This is a genomic window from Ruegeria sp. CDSC045 (assembly GCF_059610725.1).
In genome coordinates this window covers 100,712-125,971 of record NZ_JBXWOE010000013.1, presented here as the reverse complement: position 1 = coordinate 125,971, position 25,260 = coordinate 100,712, and the positions used below count along the sequence as shown (strand labels likewise).

Sequence of the window (25,260 nt, the reverse complement as noted above, 5' to 3'; positions counted from 1 at the left end):
CTCAGGCGGCCAGGCCGACCTTGGTGCCTTGCATGGGGACGAAGCCCGGCAAGGCTTCGACACGGCTCAGCAACCCGCGGATATTGGGATAGTCGGCAAGCGAGACGTTCCCCTCAGGCGCATGCGCCGTGTAGCTGTAAATCGCGACATCGGCGATTGTCGGTGCGCCACCGACCAGCCAGTCGCTCCCTTCCAGATGCGCTTCGAGACGCGCGAAGGCGGCTTTGGCCACCGCCTTGGGGCGTTCGACGTCCAGTTGGGCGCCAAAGACGGTGACCAGCCGCGCGGCTGCCGGGCCATGGGCGATATCGCCGGCAGCCAGAGACAGGAACTTCTGGACCTCGGCCTCGCGGATGGGTTCGGCGGGCAGCCAGTTGGGGGCATATTTCCGCGCGAGATAGACCAGTATGGCGTTGGAATCCCCAACGGTCACGTCCCCGTCTTCGATGACGGGAACTTGCCCGGCCGGATTGAGCGACAGAAATGGTTCCTTCTTGTGCTCGCCAGCCATCAAGTCGACATCGACCAGTTCATGATTGATGCCGCCGAGCTTGGCGAAAAGCTCGACCCGGTGCGAGTGGCCGGAAAGAGGATGACGGTGAATGCGGATGGCGTTTGGCATGGGTTTTACCTTTCGGAGGGGTTTCCTTGGCTGAGCACTGGTGCAGTACTCACAGGTAGAAACATGCCATATGGCCCATTCGTTGATAATCGCATACCTTATTCAATAACTATGAACAAATTGGGTATAATAATCCATCAACAGAACGACGAAGGAGCGTTGCAGTGGATACGATTGATACGATGCGCGCCTTTCTGGCCGTGGCGCAGGAGGGCTCGTTCACCGCCGCGGGCAAACGTCTTGGCCTCTCGACCAAGCTGGTCAGCAAATATGTGGCGCAGCTCGAGGGCAGGCTTTCGACCCAGTTATTCAACCGGACGACAAGAAGCGTCGCCCTCACGGATGTTGGGATCGCTTATCTTGAACGCTGCCGACCGATCGTCGAACAGATCGACGAACTCGACGACTTGGTACAAGAAAGGCAATCCGCCCTGGCCGGCCCGATCCGCCTGACCGCACCGACCGGGTTCGGCAGCACCAATCTGACCCAGGCCCTCGCACCCTTCATGAAGGCGCATCCGGATGTCGACATCGATCTCAGGCTCTCTGATGCCAGGGTCGCCCTGGTGGAGGAGGGTTTTGACCTGGCCGTCAGGATCGGCGTGCTGCCGGATTCGACCCTGATCGCTAGGAAACTGGCGGATATGCCGCTGATAGTCTGCGCATCACCGGCCTACCTGGCCGCCAACGGCCATCCCGGCGATCCGATGGCGCTTGCCACCCATAGCTGCCTGATCGACGAAAACCCGGCGGATGCCACCGCCTGGCGGTTCCGCACCGGTGCCCGGGATTTTGTGGTCAAGACGGCCGGTGCCTTTCATGCCAACGCGCCGGCCGCGATTGCGAACATGGCGCTTGCGGGGCTCGGCATCGCGCGCTGTCCGCAATATGCCATTGCCCGGAGTCTGGTGGACGGATCGCTGGAACAGCTTTTTCCCGAGTATGAGACAGAAATTTTCGGGCTTTACGCGCTTTATCCGCCCAATCGCCATCTGACCGCACGTGTACGAGCGCTAATAGATCATCTGGCAAGCTATTTCAGGTCCTATTGAGGAAAGGCGAAGTCACACCGCTTTGAAATGGGAGGTTTTTTCGACGTCAGCCGTGTTCACTGCAATCTAGTTCCCTGCAGTAAACAGTCATTGGGGTACTTGAGGCGAAAGCTAAATTTTCCCCGCTAACCAAATGTGTAATCCCTCGTAAATGCTGCGCTTTGCACGAATGTCCGCAATGCGGGAGCCGCACCGCAGCGCGCAACTGATCGGTGAAGGTCTCCTTTGGGCCGGTGCGCGACAGTCAGGTTTTGTCTGAGAAAGGTGAAGTTGTACTGCCTGTCGATGACCGATCTAAGCCCAAAGCGGAACCCTTTTTTCTCGATGTTTTCACGTTAAGTTCTATTGTTCTCGATGCCCGCACAGGCTCCTTCGCCGTATCTTAGAACCGCTGACTCCCACGACCCTCAACCCGAGTGATTAGACGTTTTGCTCAGATAATCCCTGGTTACAGGTACAACCATCTGACCTCGGCTTAGCTGAAATTGAAAGACTACCATGCCCTGTTCCGAAAAGGCCATCTCGGATACGATCAGATAGTATCGCCACATTCGCAGAAACCGATCATCGTAGAGGTCGCGGATCGATTTCAGATTGGCCTCGAACTTTTCCTGCCAACATTGAAGCGTTCGCGTGTAGTGGCCGCGCCAGACTTCAACATCTGTGGTCACCAAGTCCTGCTTTTCAATCTCCTTCATGGCTTCGGACATTGATGGTGCATATCCGCCGGGAAAAATGTATTTGTGAATCCATGGTGACGTTCGACCGGGTGGGGTGGATCGACCGATTGTATGCACCAATGCGACGCCATCCGGTTTCAGATTCTCACGCAGCTTGCGAAAAAAAGTTGGATATTGGGGCCGACCAACATGCTCCATCATTCCGACCACAACGATACGGTCAAATTCTTCGTTGACGTCCCGATAGTCGATCAGGCGGAATTCGACCATATTCCCGACACCTGCCGCTTCGGCTCTGCTTTTTGCATATTCCAACTGCACTTTGGACAAGGTCACACCAACCACCTTCGCTCCATAGTCTCGCGCCAAGGTAATGGACATGCCGCCCCAACCACATCCGATATCCATCACTGTCATTCCGGGCTCGATTAAGAGCTTCTTAGCTATGTGCGCCTTCTTTGCTTCCTGTGCCTCTTCGATGCTTTGCCCCGGGTCTGAGAAATAGGCGCAGGTATATTGAAGGTCCTGGTCAAGAAAAAGCTCATAGAGATCAGCGGAAAGGTCATAATGATGTTCGACATTTCTGCGCGCGATATGAACGGGATTATACTGTGCGATACGTCTAAGTGACTTGCGCAGCCCTGTAACCGACGTGCCGTAACGCCCACCACCATAGTTGTTTGCATTGCGCACAATTAGCGAAACAAAGCCGCGTAAATCGTTTTGCGAAATTGTTAGAGTCTCATCCATATAGGCTTCGCCCAATGCGAGATCGCCGTTCATTACCAATTTGCGCGGAAGCGCTTTGTCGTGGAGGGTTATGGCTGAACTGGGCCCTTTTCCGCGGCCATAGGTGCTACAACGCCCATCCGGCCAAGTCACCGCAAGCTCACCTTCCTGGATGATCTTGTTCAAAAGGCGGTCAAGCAACGACACCCACAATGTGACATCCTCCAATGCTCCCAAGATTAGACTACACTCCATGGCGATGGCACAAGTTGAAGGAGCATATTATGTCCGCTTAGCCCGCAGAGCAGTCGGTCATGCGCGTAGATCATGCCACATTGATTAGGTATGTTCCCAAATACTCGCCGATGATCGCCGCGCGAGCATAATCGAAAAAGCGCCCTGCGCTGAATTCCTGCCGCATGGACTAAACATATCTGTGTGTTCCGCGCATGTGTGTGTTCGGATCCTTCGCATCCGCACCCGCTAAGCCGGATGGCATCGAAGTCGTCCATATGATCTGAATGAAGCAGTTCTCTAGCGCTACAACTTCGGGCTTTCGGTTGTTTGCTGTGATCGCTGGACAAATGTGTCCAGCATGTCGCTAACTCTGGCCGTTTTAAAAGTTTGCAAACAACCGTTCAGCACCCGAAAGAGCGACGATTGCAGATAGTTTTCGAATGAGAGGCCTGTTTTCGCTTGTTTTTATTGAGTACTCTAAGTGCGACGAAAATTTCATAAGAAAATTCGCCGTGAAGCTGCTTTCAATCAGTCCAACATGCAGAAAATTCTGCAACGATGTTTGAATTCATCGGGCCCAATTCTGATCCTGATGAATTCACGCAACAGGAACCGCCCATGATGTCTGACCCAACAGAGTTTGCAGGAATGGCGGCACTCTCGACCAGCGAGGCACCGTCGCTCTCCTTGAATAATCAAAAAATTGCTTCCGGAACGCCATGTCGCGAGGGTATTACGCGCCGCGGCGACGGCTCACGAAAACGCTCCAACAATAGGATTGGAAACAAAATGCCATCAGGCCGTTGCTGACTTGATTAACGCGATCATAGTCACCAAAAACACGGTTCGATGTTTGTGACACCGCGCGGTAGTGGTTTGGCTCCCGACCTTTGAAGTGGACCCGAAAAAGAAACCGCCACCGCTCCCGCCCGAATGAAACTCACTCGATCAGCACGCCTCCGTCCAGTGCTGTTCTGCTCGGCAAACCTAAAAAAAAGTGCTTCGAGGCCATTCACTCGACGTCGCCTTTTCGACGAAGACGAAAAGACCATGGACCAGTCGGTCTTTTCCGACGCTGCAGACCATCATCCAATCCTTGTCTCAGGGAGTTCCCGACATGTCCGCCAAAGACGTCAAATTCAGTGCTGATGCGCGCAACCGAATCCTAACAGGGATCAACATGCTGGCGAACACCGTCAGGATAACTCTTGGTCCCAAAGGTCGTAACGTCATTTTGGACAGATCCCACGGTGCCCCGCGTATCACTAAGGATGGCGTTACTGTTGCCAAAGAATTCGAGCTTCCGGATCACTTTGAAAACATGGGAGCCCAGATGGTGAAGGAAGTCGCGTCCCGCACCAACGAAGAGGCTGGCGATGGCACAACCACTGCTACCGTTCTGGCTCAGGCAATCGTCAAGGAAGGGATGAAGGCCGTTTCCGCTGGCATGAATCCGATGGATCTGAAGCGAGGTATTGAACAAGCTGTCCGGGTCGTCGTTGCAAAGATCAAGGACCTGTCCCGACCGGTTGGCGACAGTGCTGAAATTGCGAAGGTAGGGGCTATCTCCGCCAACGGAGATGTAGCGATTGGCCGTCAGATCGCCCATGCGATGGCTGCGGTCGGCACTGAAGGCGTAATCACGGTTGAAGAGAGCAAGGGATTGGAGACCGAAACCGAAGTGGTCGAAGGTATGAATTTCGATCGCGGTTACCTTAGCCCATATTTCATAACAAATGTGGTCAAGATGTGCGTAGAGCTGGAAGACTGCGTTATCCTGTTCCACGAGAGCAAGTTGTCGTCTCTTGCCGACATGGTGCCGTTGCTCGAAGCAGTCATGGAAGCCGAAAAGCAGCTTCTGGTTCTTGCCGAGGACGTGGAGGGCGATGCGCTGGCCATGCTTGTGGTCAACAAGCTTCGTGGCGGATTGAAAGTTGCCGCCGTGAAGGCGCCTGGGTTTGGGGATAGCCGCAGGGAGATGCTGGAGGATCTCGCGATCCTGACGGGCGGTCAAGTGATCTCGACCGATTTGGGGACCAAACTTGAAACCGTCACGCTGGACATGCTCGGTGCCGCAAAGAAAGTCGTCGTCTCCAAGGACGATACGACCGTCATTGATGGCGCGGGCGACAAATCAGCAATCACTTCACGGGTCGCCCAGATTCGCTCCCAAATCGAAGATACGACGACCGGCTACGAACGGGAAAAGCTGCAGAGTCGTCTTGCTAAACTGACAGGCGGGGTCGCCATCATCCGGGTCGGAGGGGCCACGGAGATTGAGGTAACGGAACGCAAAGATCGGGTTGACGACGCGTTGAACGCCACTCGCGCGGCGGTTCAGGAAGGTGTTGTTCCAGGCGGTGGTGTTGCGCTGCTCCATTCAGACAAAGCGCTTGCGACCCTTGAAGGTGCCAACTCCGACCAGGATGCCGGCATCAGGATCGTCCGGCGATCAATCCAGGCACCGCTGCGTCAGATTGTCGAAAATGCCGGCGTGGACGGATCGGTCGTCGCGGCAAAGATCATCGAAAGCGAAAACCCATCCTTCGGGTTCGACGCTCAAACGGAAACTTATGTCGACATGCTGACAGCGGGGATCATTGACCCCACCAAAGTTGTCCGGGTTGCTCTGGAAGATGCGGCGTCGATTGCAAGCCTTCTGATCACAACCGAGGCGATGGTCGCACAAAAACCCTACAGGTCTGGAACTGCATCAGATTTGGGACCCTTGAGGGCGTGACGCAGGTCTTTTGACCCAACTACGGGACCACCTCAATGCAGTCGGTCGATCTGTAACATGCAAACGTATTGAGAGAAACCAACCTGAAAGGAACTCAGATGTCAAAAGGTGACAAGAGGCGCGGCAACCGCGAGGTTAAAAAGCCAAAGAAAGCAAAGGAAAAAATCGTGGCGACGGCCGATTTCTCAAAGGGTCAGAAGCCGGTCAAGATAGGGAGTAAGAAAAAGTAATTTTCATAGTCGCAAGACGAAGATTGCAACTAAGGCGGAGCGTGCAGGATTCGCGTCGTCAGGAAGGGATGGAGACATGGGTAATAGCCGCAACTCCGGCCCATGGTGTCCGAAGGCCATTGGAGCGCCGCTTTGGCATGCTTCGCAATTTGGTTTCTGAAGTTTCTGATCTATACCCGGATTGATTCAAAACTCACTATAACGATGCGTTAGGATTCCTCCCAGAGCGCGAGGCTTGTGAAGCGCAAGCTATCGCAGAGAGTGTTGCGCCGGGTGTTGGCAAGGACGTCATGACCTCGAAGGACCTCGAGAAGACGATAGAACGGGATACGGCTGGCCAGATTATGAACATGGTGAACTCAGACTTTCCCGGTGATCCAGCTCAGCATTCCGGGCAGTGCTTAGTTTGAACTACCTTCAAGCGCCGCATTCTGAACGTTCCAATCATGCTCCCGCTGCCAACTGGCTTTTTCGAACTGGTGCTGCATGTAAAAGAACCACATGCCGGCAATTGCAGCGAGGAGCATCGTCGGTAGAAACACGAACAACAGGACGTCCAAGTACCCGGCCGCGTGATCTAAGATCGGCGCGAAAAGTTACCGCTGATAATAATCTCGTTGATCAATTTGGCGACTGCCGAATGGGTTTCTAGCTCTAATTCCGAACCATTGGCACACTCGTGGGTCACGGCAGCATCGCGCAAAACCCCGACGATCTCACGTTCCTGAAGAAGATTGAGATCGTTCAAGGCAAGTAGAAGAGCCTCGCAGATCGAGAGTGCAGCCATGCCTGCGGGATCTTGGTGGTCTGACATTGGGGTCATTCCTTTTAAAGTCATTGGATTCGTGACCAGGCGAGGTGGTGATGGTTTTTCTATTGTCACATGAGTTTTGGTATTTTGGACTGATCGAAAGTAGCCTCAATACCAAATTCTTCGTAGAGTCTTTGCAGGCTCGGGGAAATCCAACGATGAACACCAACACCAGCCCGCTAACACAGAAACTCTCGGCATTTGTTGCCTTGGCAGAGGCGGAACTGGCCGTTTTGGAACAATTGCACCAGCGGAGGAGAACCTTTGAGGCTGGCCGAGATCTTGTTCATCAGGGACAATCGGAACAGGCTGCCTATATCCTCGCCGCTGGCTGGGTTGTTTCATATAAGATTCAGCCTGACGGATCACGCCAAATCGTCGATTTCCAGATTCCAGGGGATTTCCTTGGGCTGCGCAGCGTTTTGTTGCACACGTCAGACCATGGCATTGAGCCGATTGTTGATATCGAAGCCGCCGAGGTTCTGGTGAGTGATCTTTTGCAAACCTTCGCAGAGACACCTCGGCTGGCCACTGCAATTTTATGGGCCGTGTCACGCGACGAAGCGATGGTTGTCGAACATCTTGTCGGGCTTGGACGGCGTGATGCGGATGCGCGCATGGCACATTTCCTACTGGAACTAGGAGTCAGGCTGTCGCTTGTAGGGATGGGCAGCAAGAAAGGCTATGCCTGCCCGCTCACACAGTACCATCTTGCCGATGCACTGGGATTGAGCGCCATTCACGTCAACCGCGTCCTGCGCAAACTCAGGGAGGACGAGTTGGTTACATTTCGGGATGGGTTTGTGACGTTCAATAACTATGAGGGTCTGGTTAAACTGGCGGATTTCGATCCAGCGTATCTGGATCAGAAGCGGCCACTTCTGGCCTGATTGGGTCCCACAATCTGGTTTTGGACGATCCTGCTTACATCTCCAACGCGTGACGTTACATCAGCGCCCGACTGGCTTCCTTGAGTTTCTTGTGAGCCTCTTCGTCATTTTCGGCTTCATGGGCACTTTCAGCGGCCTGATAGTGTTTCAATGCCGTCGCCTTTTTGGGGCCTTCAGGCGCTTGGTCCCAGGCGGCCTTGACGGAGGCCATGTGTTTGACGGTGTGGTTTTCCTGACTCTGGTCTTCATCATTCATTGGAATGTCCTTTCCTGGACGGTCCGAGAATAAGAAGCACGAGACTCATACAGCTCTTTTGGGGAACTCCATGTTCCCCGCGCCCCTCAGATACTCAAAAAAAATGCCAACCAAATACACAGCGGACACATGTTACCTAACGGGTTTCGGAGCGCCTTCGTACTGACGCAGGTTAGCCCGCTTGAGCCAGATAAAAGATCCGCGCAAGTATCAGAGCGCCCATGAGTGAAATCAGCATCCAATAGATCGGGATCCGGGGGCCGGTATACTTTATTGTCTCAGGCAATTTCGAAACGCGATGCGACACGCGCTTAGGTAACAAGGCCACCAACTTTGTCGCCACACTGCCGCTCGCATGATCAAGCGTGGGTACATCCCTGACTGTTGAAAGATGTGCTTTCAGCCGGGCATGCGCTGCATCGCGGCCCAGAAGTGCAAGCTCACGAGCCTCGGTCCAAGGCTCGAGCCCGAGACGCGCAAGGGCTGACAAAACCGTGACTGTTGCACCGGTTTTGTCTTCACCCACTTCTGCAAGCAGGAAAGGGTCGTAGTCGGAGCCATCCGGGCGAAGAACATCTGATACAGACATGATTTTTCCTTTCGGACTAGGGGAGCGGCGCTCGACAAAAATCGTTGGGACAAAGATACCGACCAACGCGTTGGATACCGCATTCAATATTGCTTGATTGCTGCAAGGCGCACAGACTTGCATCTACCTGAATGCGCCACCTTCAAGCCCCGGTTGTTGGGGGTGAGGCTGTTGCTCACATCCTGACAGTAAAGAACCTGATGGGTGCTAACTTCGATCAGCATAAAGCCCATGGGTTGGGAATAATATAGCCCTAAGTGCTGTGACTTGACGGGGCATCTGGACTGATGCGGCCGACCATGGTCGGTACCGGAAATCCAGCGATCAATTCAACGGAGGTATGGGATGCTCACGCGTTCGATCAGGTCAAAGGTGACGTTCACCAATGCCTTCAGGTTGGGAAACAGCGACATCGTGTTTCCGGCTGGCGCGTATGAAATTCTCTTCGAGGAGGAGTTGCTGCAGGGCCTCAGCTTTGAGGCTTACCGACGCACTGCGACCTACTTAATGGTCAGGGGTCGAGGGAGTCATGTCGGTCAAACAACGATGCACATGACAACACAAAAGGATCTGGAGCACGCCATTGCCTGCGACTAGGCCCGTTGTGAAACAATTCAACATAGCGAAGCGGCGCTTTCTCCGCTGGAGGACTTGATATGACCAATCCTGAATGGCTGAAACCCGGTATGTATGGCGCACTGCTCGGCGCGGTGTTTGTCGGCGTCGTTGGATTCTCTTGGGGCGGCTGGATGACCGGCGGAAGCGCGAACAAGTTGGCAAGCAAAATGGCGCGGGACCAGGTGATCGCGGCGCTCGTGCCAATTTGCCACGACATGTCCCGCACGGATAATCAGCGTTTAGCAAAGCTCGCGACGATCCAGGCTGCCACGTCGTACAAGCGACGCGACGCCGTGATGGATGCGGGTTGGGCGACCATGCCTGGTTCCGATTCCCCGAACCGCGATCTCGCCAAAGCGTGCATTGAAGGACTGAACCTTGATGCATCTTAGTATGATTGCGTTAATGCCGCCCTCATCAATTTACACTGGTTTGCTACGGTCAGTGGGATGCTTAGATTGCAACTGGAAAGTGACCATGGAACCTGTTCGACCCTTGATGTTAGAAAGCGGGATACCGATGCAAGCAGTCTGAAATTTCCCTCAGGTACAATCTATCGCAGCGCAACAAGCGATCACACCGGCTCAGCCAAACCAACCGGGCCCGTCAGGTCCGAAATGAAAATAGGCATGAACTACAGCGCTCTTATTGGGGAAACAAACGCGCCGGATGTCGCGAGAATTCGATTATGCAAGGAAAACTTGCCAAAACTAACGGGGATAGCGAAGCCTGCCTAAATTTGAAGTTGTTGTAACTTCTCAAATAGCGCTCCTTGGTCCGATACCGAGCCTCGTGTGCTGATTTGCTTGGCAACGCGCCGTAGTAAATCGGCACTTCAAACCCCATATACTGATAGGCTACGTGCGAATTTTCGGGTCTGACCGACGCACCGAGGTCTCAGTGGAAAATCCGAAATCGATTGGGATCAAGTCTTTCAATGACCTGGCTATTAGGTCTGCCGTCCTGCTGAACCGTCGAATAAGGAAACCGACAATCAGGGCGGCAAAGGCCGGTTCAGCCAATCTCGAAAAATCCCGAGAGTCGCGCCGGAGCGGGCTGACGAGCCCTACCTGGCCCTTAATCGAAAGGACCACCGCAATGGATGACCAATTCAGCAAGACCATCGCAGTTTTCGACGGGCCATTCACAGTGCCCGGTTTCGCAGAAACGCTCCCCGCCGGCGAGTATGAAATCGAGACCGAACTCGCCTCGCCTCCGGATCACCAAAACCCGGAAGCTTGGAAGGCTTCGGTTGTTGTCCACCTGCATCCACGCTTTTCCCATCCGGGATTAACCCGGAGCCTAACCGTTTCATTGATTGATCTCGACAATGCCCGCGCGAAGGACAAGCTTTCAGGAAGAGAGCTGTCTGATGTTTTTCTGGAAGAAATGCTGGCAGACCCAATGGTGCAGCTTGTGATGCAGGCCGACGGGGTATCCGAGGCCCAATTGCGCCATCTTTACTCGGGATCGCGGACAACACGGGAGAATATCGATCTCGTTGACCAAAGTTCCAAAGACGATACCCCGCAAGTTTTTTCGCAGGACAGCTCTGAAATTCAGAACGCCGAAAATGAAGGGATGCCATGCCAACAGTCCACTTCGCCTATGCCCGAATGAGGTTGAAGAAGCGAATGCCTGAATCAACGATACGCGAGGAACTGATGCAAAAGAAGAAGGAATTCATCGTCTCGGAACCGCCAAAGCGTGCGCTTGCAGATGCGCCCAAGGAACGGTTCTGCTTGCGCTGCAAATCCTCTTTCTGGAGTGAAGGTTTTGGCGAGCGCATCTGTTCCCGCTGCAAGGGCACCTCAGCTTGGCGCGCGGCTGTGCCGGAAGGCGTCGGTCAAGGTCGCCGCCGCTCTGGCGGCCGGTCGTGATAGATCCCTTGGTTGTTTTTAGGGTTGCCTGGCGTCGTTGTCCGAGATAATGCGAAAGCCCCCTTCGTCCGCGGTGCTTACCTATCACGACGCACGGATCTCGCCCGCGCAGCGAATGGCCGGTTTGATGAAGCTGCGTTGCGGCGTGGCCTGACCCGATGAATGGCAGCTTTGGGCCGTCCTTGCTAGGGGCTGTGGCACTTTCTGGCCAAGATGCTGCGATCGATCTAACGGCGGCCGTGAGCCCAAAATAACAAATGCTGCAGCTTGCCCGAAGGTGTGAAATACTGGTGAAACCGGACATTAGTCATGGGAAAATTTCCTGAGAACGAACACTGATATGTGAGTTGGTTGCTGCCATCTGCAAGTAACACTGCGATCGCGAGTGCCTGCTGGACAGGTTCACATTTCTGTTGACAGCCCGTCCTGTGCTCGGGCAGCCTTTCTGAAGTTGGAAAGAGCGAGAGCGGCCAAATATGGCGCAATGCATGATGGTAAACCAGGGACGTCGGGCAATCGGCTGTGATCTCGTGGTATGACGTGAAGCTGCCTATTGGCCGATTCAGCAGTTGCTGAACCGGGTATCCACACCTCTTCTGACTTTCCCGCTTTTTTGGTTTCTCTACATGCACAACACGAACGGGTTACGCCTTGCCGTCGATATTGGTGGCACTTTCACTGACACAGTCCTGGTTGATGGGCAGGGGCATATCCTTGCCACCACCAAAACACCGACCACCCCTGAAAACCCGACCCTTGGGGCGCTTGCGGGTGCCGAACATGTGTTGGCCGCGACAGGGGCAGACTGGTCGCAAATCGGCGGCTTCATCCATGGCACGACACTGGCCACCAATGCTCTGATCGAGCGGCGCGGGTCGGTTGTGGCCACGGTGACGAGTGAGGGGTTCCGCGATATTCTCGAGATCGCCTATGAACGCCGCTACAGCCAGTATGATATTAACCTGGTCAAACCTGATCTGATCGTGCCGCGTTCGCGTGCCTTTACCATCGGAGGGCGGATGGATGCGCGTGGGCAGGTGTTGCAACCGCTCGATGAGGAGGGCGTTGCCCGACTGGCTGGGGAACTAGCGGCCTGTGGCACCGAAGCCGTAGCGATTTGTCTGATGCATGCCTACGCCAACCCGGCACATGAACTGAGGCTGCGCGATCTTCTGCTGGCGGCAATGCCCAATCTGGTGATCTCGCTATCGCATGAGGTCAGCCCCGAGGCGCGTGAATTCGACAGGCTCTCAACCACCATCGCCAACGCCTATATCCAGCCTCAGATGGCCAGCTACCTGACCGATTTCCAGGCACGTTTCAGTAATGAGGGGCTGACTTGCCCGATCCTGATGATGACCGCGGGCGGTGGCATGACGACGATGGAAACCGCCGCGCGTCTGCCGATCCGGCTGGTGGAATCCGGCCCTGCTGGAGGGGCCATTCTGGCCGCGCGCATCGCTGCCGAGACCGGCGAGCGCGAGGTGCTGAGTTTCGATATGGGGGGCACGACGGCCAAGCTGTGTCTGATCGACCGATACCGTCCGCAGACCGCGCGCAAGTTCGAAATCGCGCGCGCGGCGAGGTTCATCAAGGGCTCGGGCATGCCGGTGCGCATCCCGGTGATCGAAATGATCGAGATCGGCGCGGGCGGCGGCTCGATCGCCCATGTGGATCGGTTGGGCCGCCTGCAGGTCGGACCAGAGAGCGCGGGGTCCGAGCCCGGACCCGCCGCCTTTGCCAAGGGCGGAACCGAGCCGACGGTGACCGATGCCGACGTGATGCAGGGGCTGATCGAACCCGGACGCTTTGCCGAAGGGCGGCTCAGGATCGACATGGAGGCGGCGGAAAGGGCGCTTGCCTTGGGCGTCGGGCAGACGCTGGAGCTTGAGGCCGTACAGGCCGCCTATGGGGTCAGCGAGATCGTGGATGAGAACATGGCCGCCGCAGGGCGAATGCACGCGGTGGAGTCGGGCAAGGATCTGAACGCGTGGCTGATGATCGCCTTTGGCGGCAATGGCCCCCTGCATGCCACCCGGGTGGCGCGGCGTGCGCAGGTTGACCGCATTTTGATCCCGCGCGATCCCGGGGTCGGCTCGGCAGTGGGGTTCCTGTTCGCGCCGGTCTCTTTCGAGATCATCCGCTCGCGCTATAGCACACTTGAGACGCTTGATCTGGATGGGCTCAACGCCTTTTTTGGCGCAATGATCGTCGAGGCCGAGGCCGTGGTGAGGGCAGGTGCGCCAGAGGGCCTGCTGACCCGGCGGCGGCAGGCTTTCATGCGTTATCACGGGCAGGGGCACGAGATTGAAATCCCGCTGCCTGACCGGGCTTTGGAAGAGACGGATATTCCTGCACTTCGCCGCGCCTTCGAGGAGGAATACAGCCGCCAGTTCAGCCGCGCTGTGCCGGGCATGAAGATCGAGATCCTGAACTGGGCGCTTGAGGTTGCTTCCGAACCGCCAGCGCTGGAGCATTACCCCGAAATCCTCGTGAAACAGCCCGCGCAACCGTCCGGGCAGCGGCGCGTCCTGTGCGATGTCACCGGTGAATGGCGCGAGGCGGAAATCCATGAGCGCGGGGTGCTCAGACCCGGCGACCATCTTGATGGCCCCGCCCTGATCATCGAGCCGCAGACTACCACATTCGTCAGTGCCGATTTCGCGGCGCACGTGGATGGCGGCGGCAATATCTGGCTCACACGCAACCGGGAGGGCGACCAATGAGCACCACCGACACCCGCCTGCAGGTCATGTGGAACCGGCTTCTGGCCGTGGTCGAGGAACAGGGTCAGGCGCTGATCCGCGCCGCCTTTTCCCCCATCGTGCGCGAATGCGGCGATATTTCCGCCGGCATCTTTGATCTGCAAGGCCGGATGCTCGCCCAGGCCGTGACTGGCACGCCAGGTCATATCAATACCATGGCCGAGGCGGTAAAGACCCTGCGCAGCCGGTTTCAGCTTCAGGATATGAAGCCCGGCGACATTTATCTGACTAATGATCCCTGGATTGCCTCGGGGCATCTGAACGATTTCCTGCTGATGATGCCGGTGTTTTATAAAGATTGCGTGGTCGGCTTTACCTCCTGCACCTCGCATCTGGTCGATCTGGGCGGGCTTGGCATGGGGCCAGAGGGCACGGATATCTATGACGAGGGGCTGCTCATCCCGCCCTGCAAACTGATGGACGAGGGTATGTTGAACTCCCTCCTGATGGAGATCGTCAAAGCCAATTCGCGCGAACCCGTCGCCAACGAGGGCGACATCTATGCGCTGATCGCCTGTTGCGAGGCCGGCGCGGAGCGGCTTGCGGGCATGATGGATGAGTTCGGCATCGACCATCTGGATGAACTGGCCGACTACATCATCGACACCTCATATCGCGGTACGATTGAGGCCATCGCGGAATTGCCCAATGGGACATGGCACAATGTTCTGAAAGTGGACGGATATGAGCAAGAGATTGATCTGCATGCTGCCCTGACCATTGCCGAGGATCGCGTTGCACTGGATTTCTCCGGCACATCGGGCCTGTCGAACAAGGGCATCAACGTGCCGCTCAACTATGCCACTGCATATTCAGTGTTTGCCCTTCGCTGCATCATCGGGCCGGATATTCCCAACAACGCGGGCTCGCTCGCACCCTTCCGTGTCATCGGGCCAAAAAACTGCATCCTGAACGCACAGCCGCCTGCGCCGGTGGCCATGCGCCACACGCTGGGCCAGATGACACCCGATCTGGTCTATGGCTGCCTGTCACAGGTTCTGCCGGATCAGGTGCCTGCCGAGGGCGCATCCTGCATGTATAACCTGCCGCTGCGCCACACTCCCGAGGCGGTTTCGCAGGGCGGCACACAATTCGCGCTGGAATTGGTGTTCAGCGGCGGAACTGGCGCACGGCCTGGTCTGGACGGGCTGTCGGCCACCGCTTTTCCCTCGGGCGTCTGGGGCTCGCAGGTGGAAACCACCGAGGCGGTCGCGCCGGTTCTGATCACCCGGCGCGAGCTCAAGCCCGACAGTGGTGGGCCCGGGCGGACACGCGGCGGGCTGGGTCAGCATATCGAGATGCGATCTGCGGTAGATGAGGATTTCATGCTGTTTCTTTCGGTCGAACGGGTTCTGAACCCCGCACGCGGGCGGTTTGGCGCAGCAAACGGTGCGCCGGGACGCATCCGCATTGGCCAGGAAGGGCCTGACCTGCCCGGCAAGGGCGAGGTCCGGGTGAAGGCAGGTGAAACTCTGATCTTCGAAACCCCGGGCGGTGGCGGTTTTGGTAATCCGCAGGATCGCCCGCGCGAAGATGTTCAGCGTGACCTTGAGGAAGGTTTGATAAGCCGGAAGGTGGCGCGCGAAGTCTATGGGATGAAGCCATGATCAGCCCCGTTGCCCATATAGCCTCCATGTCGCCCTATGCCCTGGCTCAACTGAACGCGCCCGAGGTAAAGCGCCTGATCTCGCTGTCTCAGAACGAAAGCCCACGCCCACCCAGCCCGCTTGCCATCGAGGCCGGTGCGCAAGCGCTGAAGGCAGGGCATCTCTATCCCGATCCGGACTGGGGCGAATTGCGTTTGGCGCTGTCTGGTCTGCACGGCATCCCCGCAGAAGGTATCCTGTGCGGCAACGGTTCGATGGAGCTGATCGCCTGCCTCGTGCAGGCTTTTGCCGATGAGCAAAACGCGGTGCTGGCCCCGCAGCACGCCTATCCCTTCTTCCGAACAGCCGCGCAGCTGGTGCAGGCGCGCTTTGATGTGGCCCCTGAATGCGACGGGCGCGTTTCGGTCGATGCTCTGCTGGCTGCTGTACGGCCCGACACCCGCATCGTATTCGTTGCCAATCCCGGCAACCCCACCGGCACCCGTATCTCACGCGCAGACCTTGTTCGTCTGCGCGAGGGCTTGTCGGGCGATACCCTGCTGGTGATCGACGAAGCCTACGGCGAATTTGCCGATCATCTGGGTGAGCCCATGTTCGATCTGGTCGAACATGGCGATACGGTGGTACTGCGCACCTTCTCCAAGGCATATGGGCTGGCCGGTATGCGGGTGGGTTGGGGGCTGTTCCCGGCGGAGATTGCTGGCGAGATCCGCAAGGTGATGAACCCCAACAACATCTCGCTTGCCGGTCAGGCGGCCGCAAAAGCCGCACTCTTGGATCAGGGCTATATGCGTGCGACCTGTCAGAAAACGGTGAGACTGCGCGATGGGTTGCGCCAACGGCTGATGCAGGCCGGGTTGGACGTGCCAGAGAGTTTCACCAATTTCATCCTGATCCGATTTGCAAGCCCGGAGAAGGCGCACCGCGCTGACGAAGCCCTTCGTGCGGAGGGTGTGTTTCTGCGTCCGCAAGGCGGGGCTGGGCTTGCAGATTGCCTACGCGCGACCATCGGTGTCGCGGTAGATATCGACATCGCCGCCGGGATTCTGGAACGCAGGGCAGAGGGGGAAAAGACATGACACAATCGCGCGGACGTGCCCGGTTCGGCATTCTGGTGCCCTTCACCAATACAAATCTCGAACCTGACATGGCGCTTTTACGCCCTGACGGCGTGTCCATGCATTTTGCCCGTATGGGGGGCTATGATCAGGACGAGATCCCGGATGCGGACCAGATGCACGGGCTGGGCGCGGCTGATCTGGATGAACCGCTGCACCTGTTGCAGGGTGTGCGCCCGGATGTGATCCTCTATGGCTGTACCTCGGCCACGCTGACCCATGGCCCGGCCTTCGACCGTGCGCTTGCCGAACGGATCAAGGCCGATAGTGGGGCCGAGACCGTAACGGCAGCCGGGGCACTGGTGCATGCGCTGCAAACTCTGGGCGTGAACCGCATCGGTTTTGCCTCGCCTTACGTATCTGCGATCAACGACTTGGCCGTCGGATTTCTGGCCGAGACCGGTTTTGAAACCGTGGCCCGGTCCGAGGTCAGCGATGCGTTGGACAACTACGGACAGGGCAATCTGGACCCGCAGGCGGTGTTCGACCTGGGCCTTGCCACCGACCATCCAGAGGCCGAAGCAATTGTGCTGTCCTGCACCGACATGCGGAGTGTCGAGAGCATTGGCCGTCTGGAGGCTGAAGTGCGCAAGCCGGTGATCAGCTCGAACCAGGCGATGATGTTTCAGGCCATGCAGCTTGCCGGTATCAGCGAAGCCCTGCCGGGATATGGCCAGTTACTGGAAAGGGAACGGCTATGAACTTTGACCGGATCGCCGAATTCGTGCTTGCGGGCCAAGACATGCCGCAAAGCGCGCTTAACGTGGCCGCGACGCTGCTGATCGACACATTCGGCGTGGCGGCAGGGGCTGCGCATATGGAGGCGGGACGGATTGCGCGCGATCACGCCTTTGCCTTTCACGGCGCAGGTGCCCCGGAACACGCGGCCCATTTGATGTTCGATGGCCGCCGCGCCTCAATCCCCGGTGCCGTCTTTGCCGCTGCGACCCAGATCGACAACCTCGACGCCCACGATGGCCTCAATCCAACCAAGGGTCATATCGGCTGCGCTGTGGTGCCCGCACTGTTTGCCTTCGCCGAAGCCCGACCAGAGCTTTCCGCGCGCGATGCACTATCTGCGCTCGTCATGTCCTATGAGGTCGCTTCCCGAGCAGCCTTTGCCTTGCATGCAACAGTTAGCGACTATCACACATCCGGGGCATGGAACGCGCTGGGCGTGGCGGCGCTGGGGTGCCGTCTGCTGGGCGCAAATCCCGGCCAGCTGCGCCAGGCGCTCGGGATTGCCGAGTACCACGGCCCGCGCAGCCAGATGATGCGCGAGATCGCCAATCCGACGATGTTGCACGATGGGTCAGGTATGGGCGCGCTGGTGGGGGCGATGGCGGCGTTGCTGGCGATGGACGGTTTTACCGGTGCGCCTGCTATCACTGTCGAGGCTGATGAGGTGGAAGATTGCTGGTCTGATCTGGGCAAGGTCTGGACCATCGAGCACAACTACATCAAGCCCTATCCGATCTGCCGCTGGGCGCATGCGGCGCTTGATGCTTTGTCCGGTCTGATGCGGGATCACGGTTTCTCCGCAGGCGACGTGACCCGGATCGAGGTGAACACATTTTCCGAGGCCGCGGCGCTGTTCCCCGGCATGCCCGCAACCACATCGCAGGCCCAGTATTCCCTTCCCTTCGCGCTGGCCGTGATGCTGGTGCATGGCCGGATCGGGCCGGGGCACATTACCGGTACAGCCCTGAGCGACCCGAAGGTGGCCGAAATGCTGGCGCTGATTGCAGTGCGTGAGGAAGATCGGCACAGCAAACGCTTTCCCGCCGGGCGGTGGTCCGATGTCATTGTGACGCTGAAGGACGGCAGCAGGCTTGCCTCAGGCGACGTGCACGCGCGTGGCGGACCCGAAGCGCCCATGGACATGAGCGAGGTCGAGGCAAAATTCCGCATGATGACCGCCGCACACCCAGAGCCCCGCGTCACGGCGCTCTGGGAGATGCGCGAGCGGCTGATGCAGCCGGAAGCCAAATTCAGTGAACTGACAGCACTTGTTCGTGCGTCTATGGAGGAAAACCATGTCTGACACGCCGCGTATTGTTCTGCATAACAGCAATACGGCGCCGCTTGCCCGATGGTTGCGCGCCGCGTTCCCGCAGGCGGAATATCGTGAGTGCAACAGTTACGAAACGCTTCCCGCCCTGATCGACAGCTACCGGCCCGAAATTGTTTACTCGGTTCGCTTCGCAGGCACTCCGGGCTTTCCGCGCGACGCGCTGTTTGGCGCGGGTGGCCCGCGCTGGGTCGCCAATGGCGGGGCGGGTACTGACCATTTCGGCCAATGGGACCCTCAGAAGACCACCGTTACAAATGCTGCGGGCGTGGCGGCCGGGATGATGGCGGAATACATCTTCGGCGGATTTTTGCATTTCACGCTGGATATCTCGGGCCTGCAACAGGACAAGGACGCGCGGGTCTGGAATGCCCGCACAGTCAGGCCGCTGGCGGGCAAGACGCTCCTGATTATCGGGCTGGGTCATACCGGTCAGGCGGTGGCGGCGCGCGCCAGGGCTTTCGGTATGAAGGTTCTGGGGACCCGCGCCCGGCCAGAGCCGATGGAACATGTCGATGAGGTGCACGCGGCGGATGATCTGCACGACCTTTTGCCGCACGCGGATTTCATCGCGGTCTCGACCCCGCTTATCCCCGCAACGCGCGGGTTGATCGGCGCGCAGGAGATCGCGGCGATGAAACCCGGCGTAATCTTCGCCGATGTCTCGCGTGGCGGCGTGGTGGATCAGACCGCCCTCTACGATGCACTGAGCGTCGGGCATGTGGCGGCGGCGGCACTCGACGTGTTCGAGACCGAACCCCTGCCCGAGATAAGCCCGCTATGGGCGCTGGAAAATGTGATCATCTCACCGCATTGTTCGTCAGTCTTTGCCGAATGGGAAGAAGCCTCGTTCGAACTATTCCTACAAAACCTCGGCCGCTGGATGCGCGGCGAGGGGCTGGTCAATATCGTGGACCCGGCCCGTGGGTATTGAAGGAAACGCTTTGAAAGCCCGCTTGACAGGGGTCGTGACCCCGCTGCTCACCCCCTATGAGGATGACCTTTCCATCGCAGAGGGCCTTTATCTGGACCATGCCGCGTTTTGTCTGGAGGGCGGTGCACATTACCTCTCGCCTTTCGGGACCACCGGCGAGGCTAGCTCGAACACCATGAGTGAACGCATGGGCGTGCTCGAACAGCTTGTTGCATCAGGCACAGTGCCGCCCGAACAGCTTATGCCGGGCACCGGGCTATGCAATCTCGAAGATACCGTCACGCTTACCCGTCATGCGGCTGATCTGGGCTGTGCTGCGGCGATGGTCCTGCCGCCGTTTTTCTACCCGCCCGACGACGAGGGGCTGTATCGTTACTACGGCCAGTTGATCGAAACCCTGGGGGACAAGGCCCCGCGGATCATCCTCTATAACATCCCGCAGAACACGGGGGTGCCGATATCGCCGGCCCTATCCGCCCGGTTAAACGAGGCCTTTCCCGACCATGTGGTGGCCTACAAGGACAGCTCGGGTGACTGGGACAATACCGCCTCCGTCATCCGGGCGGCGCCGGGCCTATCCGTCTTTCCTGCTTCTGAAACACTGCTGGCCAGAGCAATGGCGCTCGGCGCAGGCGGCTGCATTTCGGCAAGCTGCAATTCGAACATCACTGCGATCAGGGCCATGTATGAAGCTGTGCGGGATGGTGACCAGAGCGGAGCAGACACGCTGCAACCGGGACTGGAAACCCATCGCAAAGCAGCACAGGAGGAAGGGTTGATCTGTGGATTGAAAAGCCTGGTGGCCCACCGGTCAAACGACCAGCGCTGGCTCAACCTGCGCCCCCCGCACATGAATGCCGATCCGGCCGCCGGACCGAGACTGGCCACCACACTTCCGCGCTAACCGCAGGACCTCCCTAAAGAGCCAAGGGCAATGTCCGTGATTGCGCGATACCCGGCATTTACCTATTCCAGTTGGGTGGCAGTTACGTCCGCAGACTGTGAGTTGGAACAGACACAAATTTTGGCAGCGCAACGAATGGCCGCTAAGCGGGCTCGACCGCAGCAATTAGACACATTGCTCAAAGTCGGCTCTGGGCGGTTCACCAAGATGCCCTCGATTTGGCTAAATGCTCGGTAAATTACGAACTCATGGCCGCTTATACATAGGCTGTTATCTAGCGGCGCCATGAGACAAAATTGGAAATTGGTGGATATCGTGGCCGAAGTGCTTGCCTATACGCTGCCCTCTCGCGCAAATTGAGATCATGCCTATAAAAGAAAAATATGCCATTTGTGACGTTCGCATTCCGGTCAAACGGAGAAAAACTCTGGATCCCGCCAAAGTCGAACGCATCGCGTACGATATAATGGAAAACGGCCAAACCACGCCCATACGCCTGCGCGCCGATAAGGGCGGCGGTTACATTCTTGTCGAAGGATATCACCGGCTTGAGGCTTTGCGCGCTATTGGTGAAGTTGAAGTCGAAGGATTTCTGGTTCACGCTCAGCTACACTGAATGTATCCAAATTGCAGGTTTCATCCTGAAAACCTAACCAATTGATACGCTGAGCGCGAAAGTCCGTTCTGAGGAAGCCGTACCGCAGCGCAAGATCAAGTGATGAGCGGCTGAATTGGCCGATCGGTAAATACGGTACATGTCGCGACGACCGTTCCGAAACCTTCGATTTTAGGTGGAACTCGCCAAAAAAATGAACGCTTGAGCAGCACGACGATGGTTAGGATTGGAAGGTGTTCAAGCAGCGACTTTCCTTCTAAGGTTGCCAACGTCTCATCCAGAGGGTTTCAACGTGGCAAGCTCAATCATTGAAGAAGATCTGACAATTGAAGGCAATCTCAACTCAAGTGCGGGAGGCATCCAGGTCAAAGGGCAAGTGGTTGGCGACGTTAGCGCTGAGACAATCATTGTTCAGGTTGGCGGGTCGGTCGACGGTGAACTATCGGCCAAGAAGATCATTATTGATGGCAAGCACCAGGGAAGCCTGAAATGCGACGATCTGAAGATTGCATCGAGCGCACAAATTCGAGCTGATGTAGCGGCCAAGACGATGGCAACTGAAAGCGGAGCGAAGGTTGTGGGCAAAGTTAACATCGCGGGCGGGCAGTAGGGCATGCCTGCCAACGACCAGTATCATGGTTACACTTCAGACAAATGCGATTGCCTGGTTCAGAGTGAAACTTGAATGGCTCGATGCGTATCTTCAGGGAAGCTGCCTAACAAACTGCTTCCGTAGAATGGCTCTATTGTTCAGTCTATCTGTCATTTTCGGTGGTCTGACAGGTCCAGCTCGTCCCACATCCAGCTGAAATCATAGTCTGCAACAGGGGAGCCAGTCTGACGGGCGCTGCGGTTTTCGAATGTCTTCAGCCAGTCGATGACTTTCTTCCTGCCCGCCGTGCTGCAAGCGGCCTGGCGCGGTGTTTTGTCCCCAAGGGCCGGGATCGGCTGATCAAGCGTGTCGCGGTAGTGATGGTCGAGATGTTCGTGGGCAATCTGACGGGCAAGGGCAGGGGGGATGTCCTCTTCTTCTGCCACTTCGCTTTTCAGGCTGTCATCCGCCATCATCTGTTCGACGGTCTGGATTGATGTCAGCGGTGACTTTACCAGATCCTCCAGGAGGTCCCGGACCAAGGCTTCGCCGCGATCGGCGCGCGCTGCAGAATTTACAGAAAGTGTGAGTGTCTTGCCTTTCAGGTCCAGGGACCCAAGCACTGAGGCCCCTGACATTGACCTGTCCAACACAAGGCCGGTGCCACGGGTGTTGCCGGACGGGTTGCCGACGTCAAGCCAGGTCCAATCCTTCTGACCAGAGACCACGAGTTCTGCGGACTGGGACAGTCTTTGCGAGCTCGGGCTTTGCGTCACCTTACTGGCGAGCGGGAAGCGCATCTCGTGAAAGAGAAGGTCGTCACCATCGATGTTGCTGATTTGTGGTGGTTCCGGGTCCAGCAAGTTCGGCAGATGTGCGAAGAGCCAGGCATTTGTGAAAAGGGGTGCGGAACGGTGTAGCTGATCCTGTGTCAGCCTCAGCTCATCGTCGAGGTTCAATTCCAACACGGAGCGGAGCCCATCTTCAAAAAAAGCGACAGTTTCTGGCTCGAAGGGAAGCCGCGCCCCCGAGATCACTTTATGACCCCCCCTGCGTGACAACCCGAGCTGCGATGCGATCCCACCGCTGCAACATCTGCGTCGCGCTGCGTTACTGGACGGTGACTGGCTCTGCGCCCGAAAGCAGGTCCTTCAGCACCATGGATCTGCCGGGGTCTATCTCGCTCACCTCATAACGGCTGACCGGCGCGTCCCGCAATCCTTTGATATAGGCGCGGGTCTGCGCACTCTCCTTGGAACCTCTCCCTTTCAGATAGGCATCTGCAGCGTTTTCGGCGTCCGGTCCGAATGTCCTGCCCAGCAAGTCTTCAAGGCCACCGCCCCACAGAACCATTGGCCAGTCATCGCCCAGCAGGTCGCCCAAATCCTCGAAATCGAGATCAAAGGCTTCGAGCGCTGGCAGAAAATGCTCGTCCAACACGTCCGCGAGCCGCTCGTGCCAAATCTCATCACCGGTGACAAATCCGATGAGCCCACCAAGATCGTTCCCCGTTGTCATCGTCAGCTTCTCCCTGTTCGCCGGACAGGGGCGATTTAGCGCAGATTGCAACCGCCAGCCAGACCACAAGCTTGTGCAGATCTGCGTTACATGGATGGTCTTGTCGCGGTGAATGCTATTTCTTTGACTCCCGCCCAAAAAGCTCCGCAAAAAGTGCTTCGGAGCGGCGTAGGCCTTCATCAGTAAGCACCACCGACTTTGCCTTCCCAACCGGGTCCAGGATCAACCCGTTGCGGTGCAGGCGATCAAGCGCGTCCCAGTCAAAACCTTTCCACGCGCGGCGCTCGTCATGCAGCGTCAACCAGAGCAGCGCCAGGACTGCTTCATCCACCTTGTTCTCATCTATGTCCATAACTACAGCGGACGCGACAAGGGCCGGGCTCGTCAACCCTGATCCGGCGAACGGAGGGACTGCAAAGATCTTCAGCTCGCATATGGTGCGACCAGATTGATAAGGCCGGGTGAAACCCGTGCCGCCTCACACCACGGGTATGAATCGCTCCCAGAGAATAGATATCGCAATGTCATTGGACAGCTGGATTGTGCCAAGCAATACTGGGAGCATGGAGCTGTCAGACACCACACCTGTCCACCTGATCCATGTGGACCCGGACGTCAACATGGCACGGTACTACGGAATAGAGCTGCAGCCGACGCTGTTTGGGGAAGTGTCCGTTCTTCGTACATGGGGACGTATTGGCACAAACGGGCAAGCCATGATGGTGACGTACGAAGACGAAGCCCAGGCTGCTGCGGCGCTCCATAACCTCGAAAAGCAAAAGCGCAGACGAGGCTACGTAACGGTCGGTGAGTGACTTCGGGCTGCAAATTGTTTCCATAGCAAATCCCGAGCCTGTCGGCTCGTGACCGGGCTCTAGGTTCCAGCTGGCATGCCGGCTTTCACCCAGAACACCCCAGCATGATCTCCCTGAGCCAGTAGCCCCTGAACCGTCTCCAGCGAGCCGGGGCAGGGGCTTTGGATCATGGTCGGTCCATGCCGTGGTGATCTGCCCGATCGGGTTTCGATCCCTTTTGCGCTCCCGCGGGATCCAAGATCCTTTGGCTTTTCTGTTGGTCAGGCGGGATTTGGACAAGCCAAACGCCACCCGACGTCAGGGGGAAGGCGCGGCCTCCCCCCTCGGACAAGACAAATAGACAAGACCGTGTCCTCGCGCGGGGCGCTGCGGGCCGCACCACCCTTGTCGATTTGTTCTGTCTCGCCCCTCTCCGCGTTCGCCACATGGCAGGTTTTAGAGACGACGCCCTTTCAGGGCTCGGCTCAAAACCAGCACCAAAAGGGGATCAACCCCGGAGGTCGCGCCACAAAAGGAGAGACGGTTTTGAACAGTGAAGCAACAAAAGACATCGAGAACGACACGAACCTTCAGGCGGCAGAGATTGCGGCCCAGAATGACCTGTTTCGGAAAGCCCTGATTGATCCAAATGCGGCGATTGAGATGCACTCCAAAGGCATTCAGGGACAGGTCTTCGTCACGTCCGGCGTGTCAGGCGAAGGGGTGGAGTTTCAGACTGCGGCATTGGCTGCAGTGGCGTCGGATGACCAGTTTGATGAGGACAATGACCCCTATGGCGATCACACATTCGGAACGGTGACGATCAGCGGCCAGAAGCTGTTTTGGAAAATCGATCTTTACGACACGGACTACACATACGGCTCTGACCGCCCGTTTGATCCCGCAGTGACCCGCCGCGTCCTGACCATCATGTGCCCCAGCGAATACTGATTTCCAACGCAACTCGGAAAGGGGGTGATGAAAATAAGTCAGGAAACCTTGCAGCA

Annotated in this window: 28 protein-coding genes; 20 read left to right on the top strand and 8 right to left on the bottom strand. The window is 57.3% G+C overall.

Features of this window, described 5'->3' with window-relative positions; all coding sequences use genetic code 11:
• Position 1: 1 nt before the first annotated feature.
• Positions 2–622 (bottom strand): glutathione S-transferase family protein, encoded by a 621-nt coding sequence (locus AC2FH6_RS19285; protein ID WP_496703986.1) that lies wholly within the window; start codon positions 620–622, stop codon positions 2–4.
• 164 nt (positions 623–786) lie between these two features.
• Between AC2FH6_RS19285 and AC2FH6_RS19280 the strand changes: the two genes are divergently transcribed.
• Positions 787–1,674: a LysR family transcriptional regulator gene (locus AC2FH6_RS19280; RefSeq protein ID WP_496703985.1), complete on the top strand. Its 888-nt coding sequence runs from the start codon at positions 787–789 to the stop codon at positions 1,672–1,674.
• Between the two features lie 407 nt (positions 1,675–2,081).
• Here the strand turns inward: AC2FH6_RS19280 and AC2FH6_RS19275 are convergent, their stop codons facing one another.
• A complete protein-coding gene (locus AC2FH6_RS19275; protein WP_496690091.1) occupies positions 2,082–3,338 on the bottom strand; it encodes a class I SAM-dependent methyltransferase in 1,257 nt (418 codons plus the stop codon).
• Positions 3,339–3,878: 540 nt separating this feature from the next.
• Between AC2FH6_RS19275 and AC2FH6_RS19270 the strand changes: the two genes are divergently transcribed.
• The 3 genes from AC2FH6_RS19270 (at position 3,879) to AC2FH6_RS19260 (ending at position 6,290) form a co-directional block, all read left to right on the top strand.
• Positions 3,879–4,130: a hypothetical protein gene (locus AC2FH6_RS19270; RefSeq protein WP_496690092.1), complete on the top strand. Its 252-nt coding sequence runs from the start codon at positions 3,879–3,881 to the stop codon at positions 4,128–4,130.
• 307 nt (positions 4,131–4,437) lie between these two features.
• Entirely contained in the window at positions 4,438–6,060 is a 1,623-nt protein-coding gene (groL, locus tag AC2FH6_RS19265) for a chaperonin GroEL (RefSeq protein ID WP_496703984.1), read from the top strand.
• A 98-nt stretch (positions 6,061–6,158) separates the two neighbouring features.
• On the top strand, positions 6,159–6,290 hold the full coding sequence (locus AC2FH6_RS19260; RefSeq protein ID WP_268952749.1) for a hypothetical protein: 132 nt from the start codon (positions 6,159–6,161) through the stop codon (positions 6,288–6,290).
• 577 nt (positions 6,291–6,867) lie between these two features.
• Here AC2FH6_RS19260 and AC2FH6_RS19255 read toward each other — a convergent pair.
• On the bottom strand, positions 6,868–7,104 hold the full coding sequence (locus AC2FH6_RS19255) for a hypothetical protein (protein ID WP_496690094.1): 237 nt from the start codon (positions 7,102–7,104) through the stop codon (positions 6,868–6,870).
• 155 nt (positions 7,105–7,259) lie between these two features.
• On the opposite strand from AC2FH6_RS19255, the gene AC2FH6_RS19250 reads away from it, so the two are divergent.
• Positions 7,260–7,991 (top strand): Crp/Fnr family transcriptional regulator, encoded by a 732-nt coding sequence (locus tag AC2FH6_RS19250; RefSeq protein WP_496690095.1) that lies wholly within the window; start codon positions 7,260–7,262, stop codon positions 7,989–7,991.
• A gap of 55 nt (positions 7,992–8,046) precedes the next feature.
• On the opposite strand, the gene AC2FH6_RS19245 is transcribed toward AC2FH6_RS19250, so the two are convergent.
• Together AC2FH6_RS19245 and AC2FH6_RS19240 are read right to left on the bottom strand one after the other, a co-directional pair.
• A complete protein-coding gene (locus AC2FH6_RS19245) occupies positions 8,047–8,247 on the bottom strand; it encodes a hypothetical protein (RefSeq protein ID WP_496690096.1) in 201 nt (66 codons plus the stop codon).
• 172 nt (positions 8,248–8,419) lie between these two features.
• Positions 8,420–8,836, bottom strand: a complete 417-nt coding sequence (locus AC2FH6_RS19240; RefSeq protein ID WP_496690097.1) for a hypothetical protein — start codon at positions 8,834–8,836, stop codon at positions 8,420–8,422.
• A gap of 345 nt (positions 8,837–9,181) precedes the next feature.
• On the opposite strand from AC2FH6_RS19240, the gene AC2FH6_RS19235 reads away from it, so the two are divergent.
• The 13 genes from AC2FH6_RS19235 to AC2FH6_RS19175 all read left to right on the top strand — a co-directional run bounded on the left by AC2FH6_RS19235 (position 9,182) and on the right by AC2FH6_RS19175 (position 21,959).
• The gene (locus tag AC2FH6_RS19235) at positions 9,182–9,433 is read left to right on the top strand and encodes a hypothetical protein (RefSeq protein WP_496690098.1); all 252 of its coding nucleotides are present in this window, start codon (positions 9,182–9,184) and stop codon (positions 9,431–9,433) included.
• 59 nt (positions 9,434–9,492) lie between these two features.
• A complete protein-coding gene (locus AC2FH6_RS19230; protein WP_496703983.1) occupies positions 9,493–9,846 on the top strand; it encodes a hypothetical protein in 354 nt (117 codons plus the stop codon).
• Positions 9,847–10,603: 757 nt separating this feature from the next.
• Complete coding sequence (locus tag AC2FH6_RS19225; protein ID WP_496703982.1) at positions 10,604–11,074, top strand: hypothetical protein; 471 nt, start codon at positions 10,604–10,606, stop codon at positions 11,072–11,074.
• Between the two features lie 14 nt (positions 11,075–11,088).
• Entirely contained in the window at positions 11,089–11,334 is a 246-nt protein-coding gene (locus tag AC2FH6_RS19220) for a hypothetical protein (RefSeq protein WP_496690100.1), read from the top strand.
• 626 nt (positions 11,335–11,960) lie between these two features.
• The gene (locus tag AC2FH6_RS19215; RefSeq protein WP_281995175.1) at positions 11,961–14,060 is read left to right on the top strand and encodes a hydantoinase/oxoprolinase family protein; all 2,100 of its coding nucleotides are present in this window, start codon (positions 11,961–11,963) and stop codon (positions 14,058–14,060) included.
• Positions 14,057–15,706, top strand: coding sequence for a hydantoinase B/oxoprolinase family protein (locus AC2FH6_RS19210; protein WP_281995176.1), 1,650 nt, complete (start codon positions 14,057–14,059; stop codon positions 15,704–15,706). Before AC2FH6_RS19215 ends, AC2FH6_RS19210 begins: the two co-directional genes overlap by 4 nt.
• A complete protein-coding gene (locus tag AC2FH6_RS19205; protein ID WP_281995177.1) occupies positions 15,703–16,785 on the top strand; it encodes a pyridoxal phosphate-dependent aminotransferase in 1,083 nt (360 codons plus the stop codon). The genes AC2FH6_RS19210 and AC2FH6_RS19205 overlap by 4 nt, the downstream gene beginning before the upstream one ends.
• Complete coding sequence (locus AC2FH6_RS19200) at positions 16,782–17,525, top strand: maleate cis-trans isomerase family protein (protein ID WP_299076704.1); 744 nt, start codon at positions 16,782–16,784, stop codon at positions 17,523–17,525. Before AC2FH6_RS19205 ends, AC2FH6_RS19200 begins: the two co-directional genes overlap by 4 nt.
• Positions 17,522–18,868, top strand: coding sequence for an MmgE/PrpD family protein (locus AC2FH6_RS19195; protein WP_281995179.1), 1,347 nt, complete (start codon positions 17,522–17,524; stop codon positions 18,866–18,868). Before AC2FH6_RS19200 ends, AC2FH6_RS19195 begins: the two co-directional genes overlap by 4 nt.
• Positions 18,861–19,829, top strand: a complete 969-nt coding sequence (locus tag AC2FH6_RS19190) for a D-2-hydroxyacid dehydrogenase (protein WP_281995180.1) — start codon at positions 18,861–18,863, stop codon at positions 19,827–19,829. Before AC2FH6_RS19195 ends, AC2FH6_RS19190 begins: the two co-directional genes overlap by 8 nt.
• 10 nt (positions 19,830–19,839) lie before the next feature.
• Positions 19,840–20,733, top strand: a complete 894-nt coding sequence (locus tag AC2FH6_RS19185; RefSeq protein WP_299076695.1) for a dihydrodipicolinate synthase family protein — start codon at positions 19,840–19,842, stop codon at positions 20,731–20,733.
• A gap of 364 nt (positions 20,734–21,097) precedes the next feature.
• Complete coding sequence (locus AC2FH6_RS19180; RefSeq protein ID WP_496703981.1) at positions 21,098–21,349, top strand: ParB N-terminal domain-containing protein; 252 nt, start codon at positions 21,098–21,100, stop codon at positions 21,347–21,349.
• Positions 21,350–21,641: 292 nt separating this feature from the next.
• Positions 21,642–21,959 (top strand): bactofilin family protein, encoded by a 318-nt coding sequence (locus AC2FH6_RS19175; RefSeq protein ID WP_496703980.1) that lies wholly within the window; start codon positions 21,642–21,644, stop codon positions 21,957–21,959.
• A gap of 152 nt (positions 21,960–22,111) precedes the next feature.
• On the opposite strand, the gene AC2FH6_RS19170 is transcribed toward AC2FH6_RS19175, so the two are convergent.
• The 3 genes from AC2FH6_RS19170 to AC2FH6_RS19160 all read right to left on the bottom strand — a co-directional run bounded on the left by AC2FH6_RS19170 (position 22,112) and on the right by AC2FH6_RS19160 (position 23,790).
• Positions 22,112–22,909, bottom strand: coding sequence for a hypothetical protein (locus AC2FH6_RS19170; protein ID WP_496703979.1), 798 nt, complete (start codon positions 22,907–22,909; stop codon positions 22,112–22,114).
• Positions 22,910–23,051: 142 nt separating this feature from the next.
• Entirely contained in the window at positions 23,052–23,459 is a 408-nt protein-coding gene (locus tag AC2FH6_RS19165; protein WP_496703978.1) for a hypothetical protein, read from the bottom strand.
• Positions 23,460–23,574: 115 nt separating this feature from the next.
• Positions 23,575–23,790 carry a DUF6429 family protein gene (locus tag AC2FH6_RS19160; protein ID WP_496703977.1) on the bottom strand — a complete coding sequence of 72 codons (216 nt, stop codon included), beginning with the start codon at positions 23,788–23,790 and terminating at the stop codon, positions 23,575–23,577.
• 190 nt (positions 23,791–23,980) lie between these two features.
• On the opposite strand from AC2FH6_RS19160, the gene AC2FH6_RS19155 reads away from it, so the two are divergent.
• Complete coding sequence (locus tag AC2FH6_RS19155; protein ID WP_496703976.1) at positions 23,981–24,274, top strand: WGR domain-containing protein; 294 nt, start codon at positions 23,981–23,983, stop codon at positions 24,272–24,274.
• Between the two features lie 525 nt (positions 24,275–24,799).
• Positions 24,800–25,204: a DUF3768 domain-containing protein gene (locus tag AC2FH6_RS19150; RefSeq protein WP_496703975.1), complete on the top strand. Its 405-nt coding sequence runs from the start codon at positions 24,800–24,802 to the stop codon at positions 25,202–25,204.
• Positions 25,205–25,260 lie beyond the last annotated feature (56 nt).

Coding starts and splice junctions, on each gene's coding strand:
- AC2FH6_RS19285 (WP_496703986.1), bottom strand. CDS start 622: ATGCCAAACGCCATCCGCATTCACCGTCATCCTCTTTCCGGCCACTCG.
- AC2FH6_RS19275 (WP_496690091.1), bottom strand. CDS start 3,338: ATGGAGTGTAGTCTAATCTTGGGAGCATTGGAGGATGTCACATTGTGG.
- AC2FH6_RS19270 (WP_496690092.1), top strand. CDS start 3,879: ATGTTTGAATTCATCGGGCCCAATTCTGATCCTGATGAATTCACGCAA.
- groL (WP_496703984.1), top strand. CDS start 4,438: ATGTCCGCCAAAGACGTCAAATTCAGTGCTGATGCGCGCAACCGAATC.
- AC2FH6_RS19260 (WP_268952749.1), top strand. CDS start 6,159: ATGTCAAAAGGTGACAAGAGGCGCGGCAACCGCGAGGTTAAAAAGCCA.
- AC2FH6_RS19255 (WP_496690094.1), bottom strand. CDS start 7,104: ATGTCAGACCACCAAGATCCCGCAGGCATGGCTGCACTCTCGATCTGC.
- AC2FH6_RS19250 (WP_496690095.1), top strand. CDS start 7,260: ATGAACACCAACACCAGCCCGCTAACACAGAAACTCTCGGCATTTGTT.
- AC2FH6_RS19245 (WP_496690096.1), bottom strand. CDS start 8,247: ATGAATGATGAAGACCAGAGTCAGGAAAACCACACCGTCAAACACATG.
- AC2FH6_RS19240 (WP_496690097.1), bottom strand. CDS start 8,836: ATGTCTGTATCAGATGTTCTTCGCCCGGATGGCTCCGACTACGACCCT.
- AC2FH6_RS19235 (WP_496690098.1), top strand. CDS start 9,182: ATGCTCACGCGTTCGATCAGGTCAAAGGTGACGTTCACCAATGCCTTC.
- AC2FH6_RS19230 (WP_496703983.1), top strand. CDS start 9,493: ATGACCAATCCTGAATGGCTGAAACCCGGTATGTATGGCGCACTGCTC.
- AC2FH6_RS19220 (WP_496690100.1), top strand. CDS start 11,089: ATGCCTGAATCAACGATACGCGAGGAACTGATGCAAAAGAAGAAGGAA.
- AC2FH6_RS19215 (WP_281995175.1), top strand. CDS start 11,961: ATGCACAACACGAACGGGTTACGCCTTGCCGTCGATATTGGTGGCACT.
- AC2FH6_RS19210 (WP_281995176.1), top strand. CDS start 14,057: ATGAGCACCACCGACACCCGCCTGCAGGTCATGTGGAACCGGCTTCTG.
- AC2FH6_RS19205 (WP_281995177.1), top strand. CDS start 15,703: ATGATCAGCCCCGTTGCCCATATAGCCTCCATGTCGCCCTATGCCCTG.
- AC2FH6_RS19200 (WP_299076704.1), top strand. CDS start 16,782: ATGACACAATCGCGCGGACGTGCCCGGTTCGGCATTCTGGTGCCCTTC.
- AC2FH6_RS19195 (WP_281995179.1), top strand. CDS start 17,522: ATGAACTTTGACCGGATCGCCGAATTCGTGCTTGCGGGCCAAGACATG.
- AC2FH6_RS19190 (WP_281995180.1), top strand. CDS start 18,861: ATGTCTGACACGCCGCGTATTGTTCTGCATAACAGCAATACGGCGCCG.
- AC2FH6_RS19180 (WP_496703981.1), top strand. CDS start 21,098: ATGCCTATAAAAGAAAAATATGCCATTTGTGACGTTCGCATTCCGGTC.
- AC2FH6_RS19165 (WP_496703978.1), bottom strand. CDS start 23,459: ATGACAACGGGGAACGATCTTGGTGGGCTCATCGGATTTGTCACCGGT.
- AC2FH6_RS19155 (WP_496703976.1), top strand. CDS start 23,981: ATGTCATTGGACAGCTGGATTGTGCCAAGCAATACTGGGAGCATGGAG.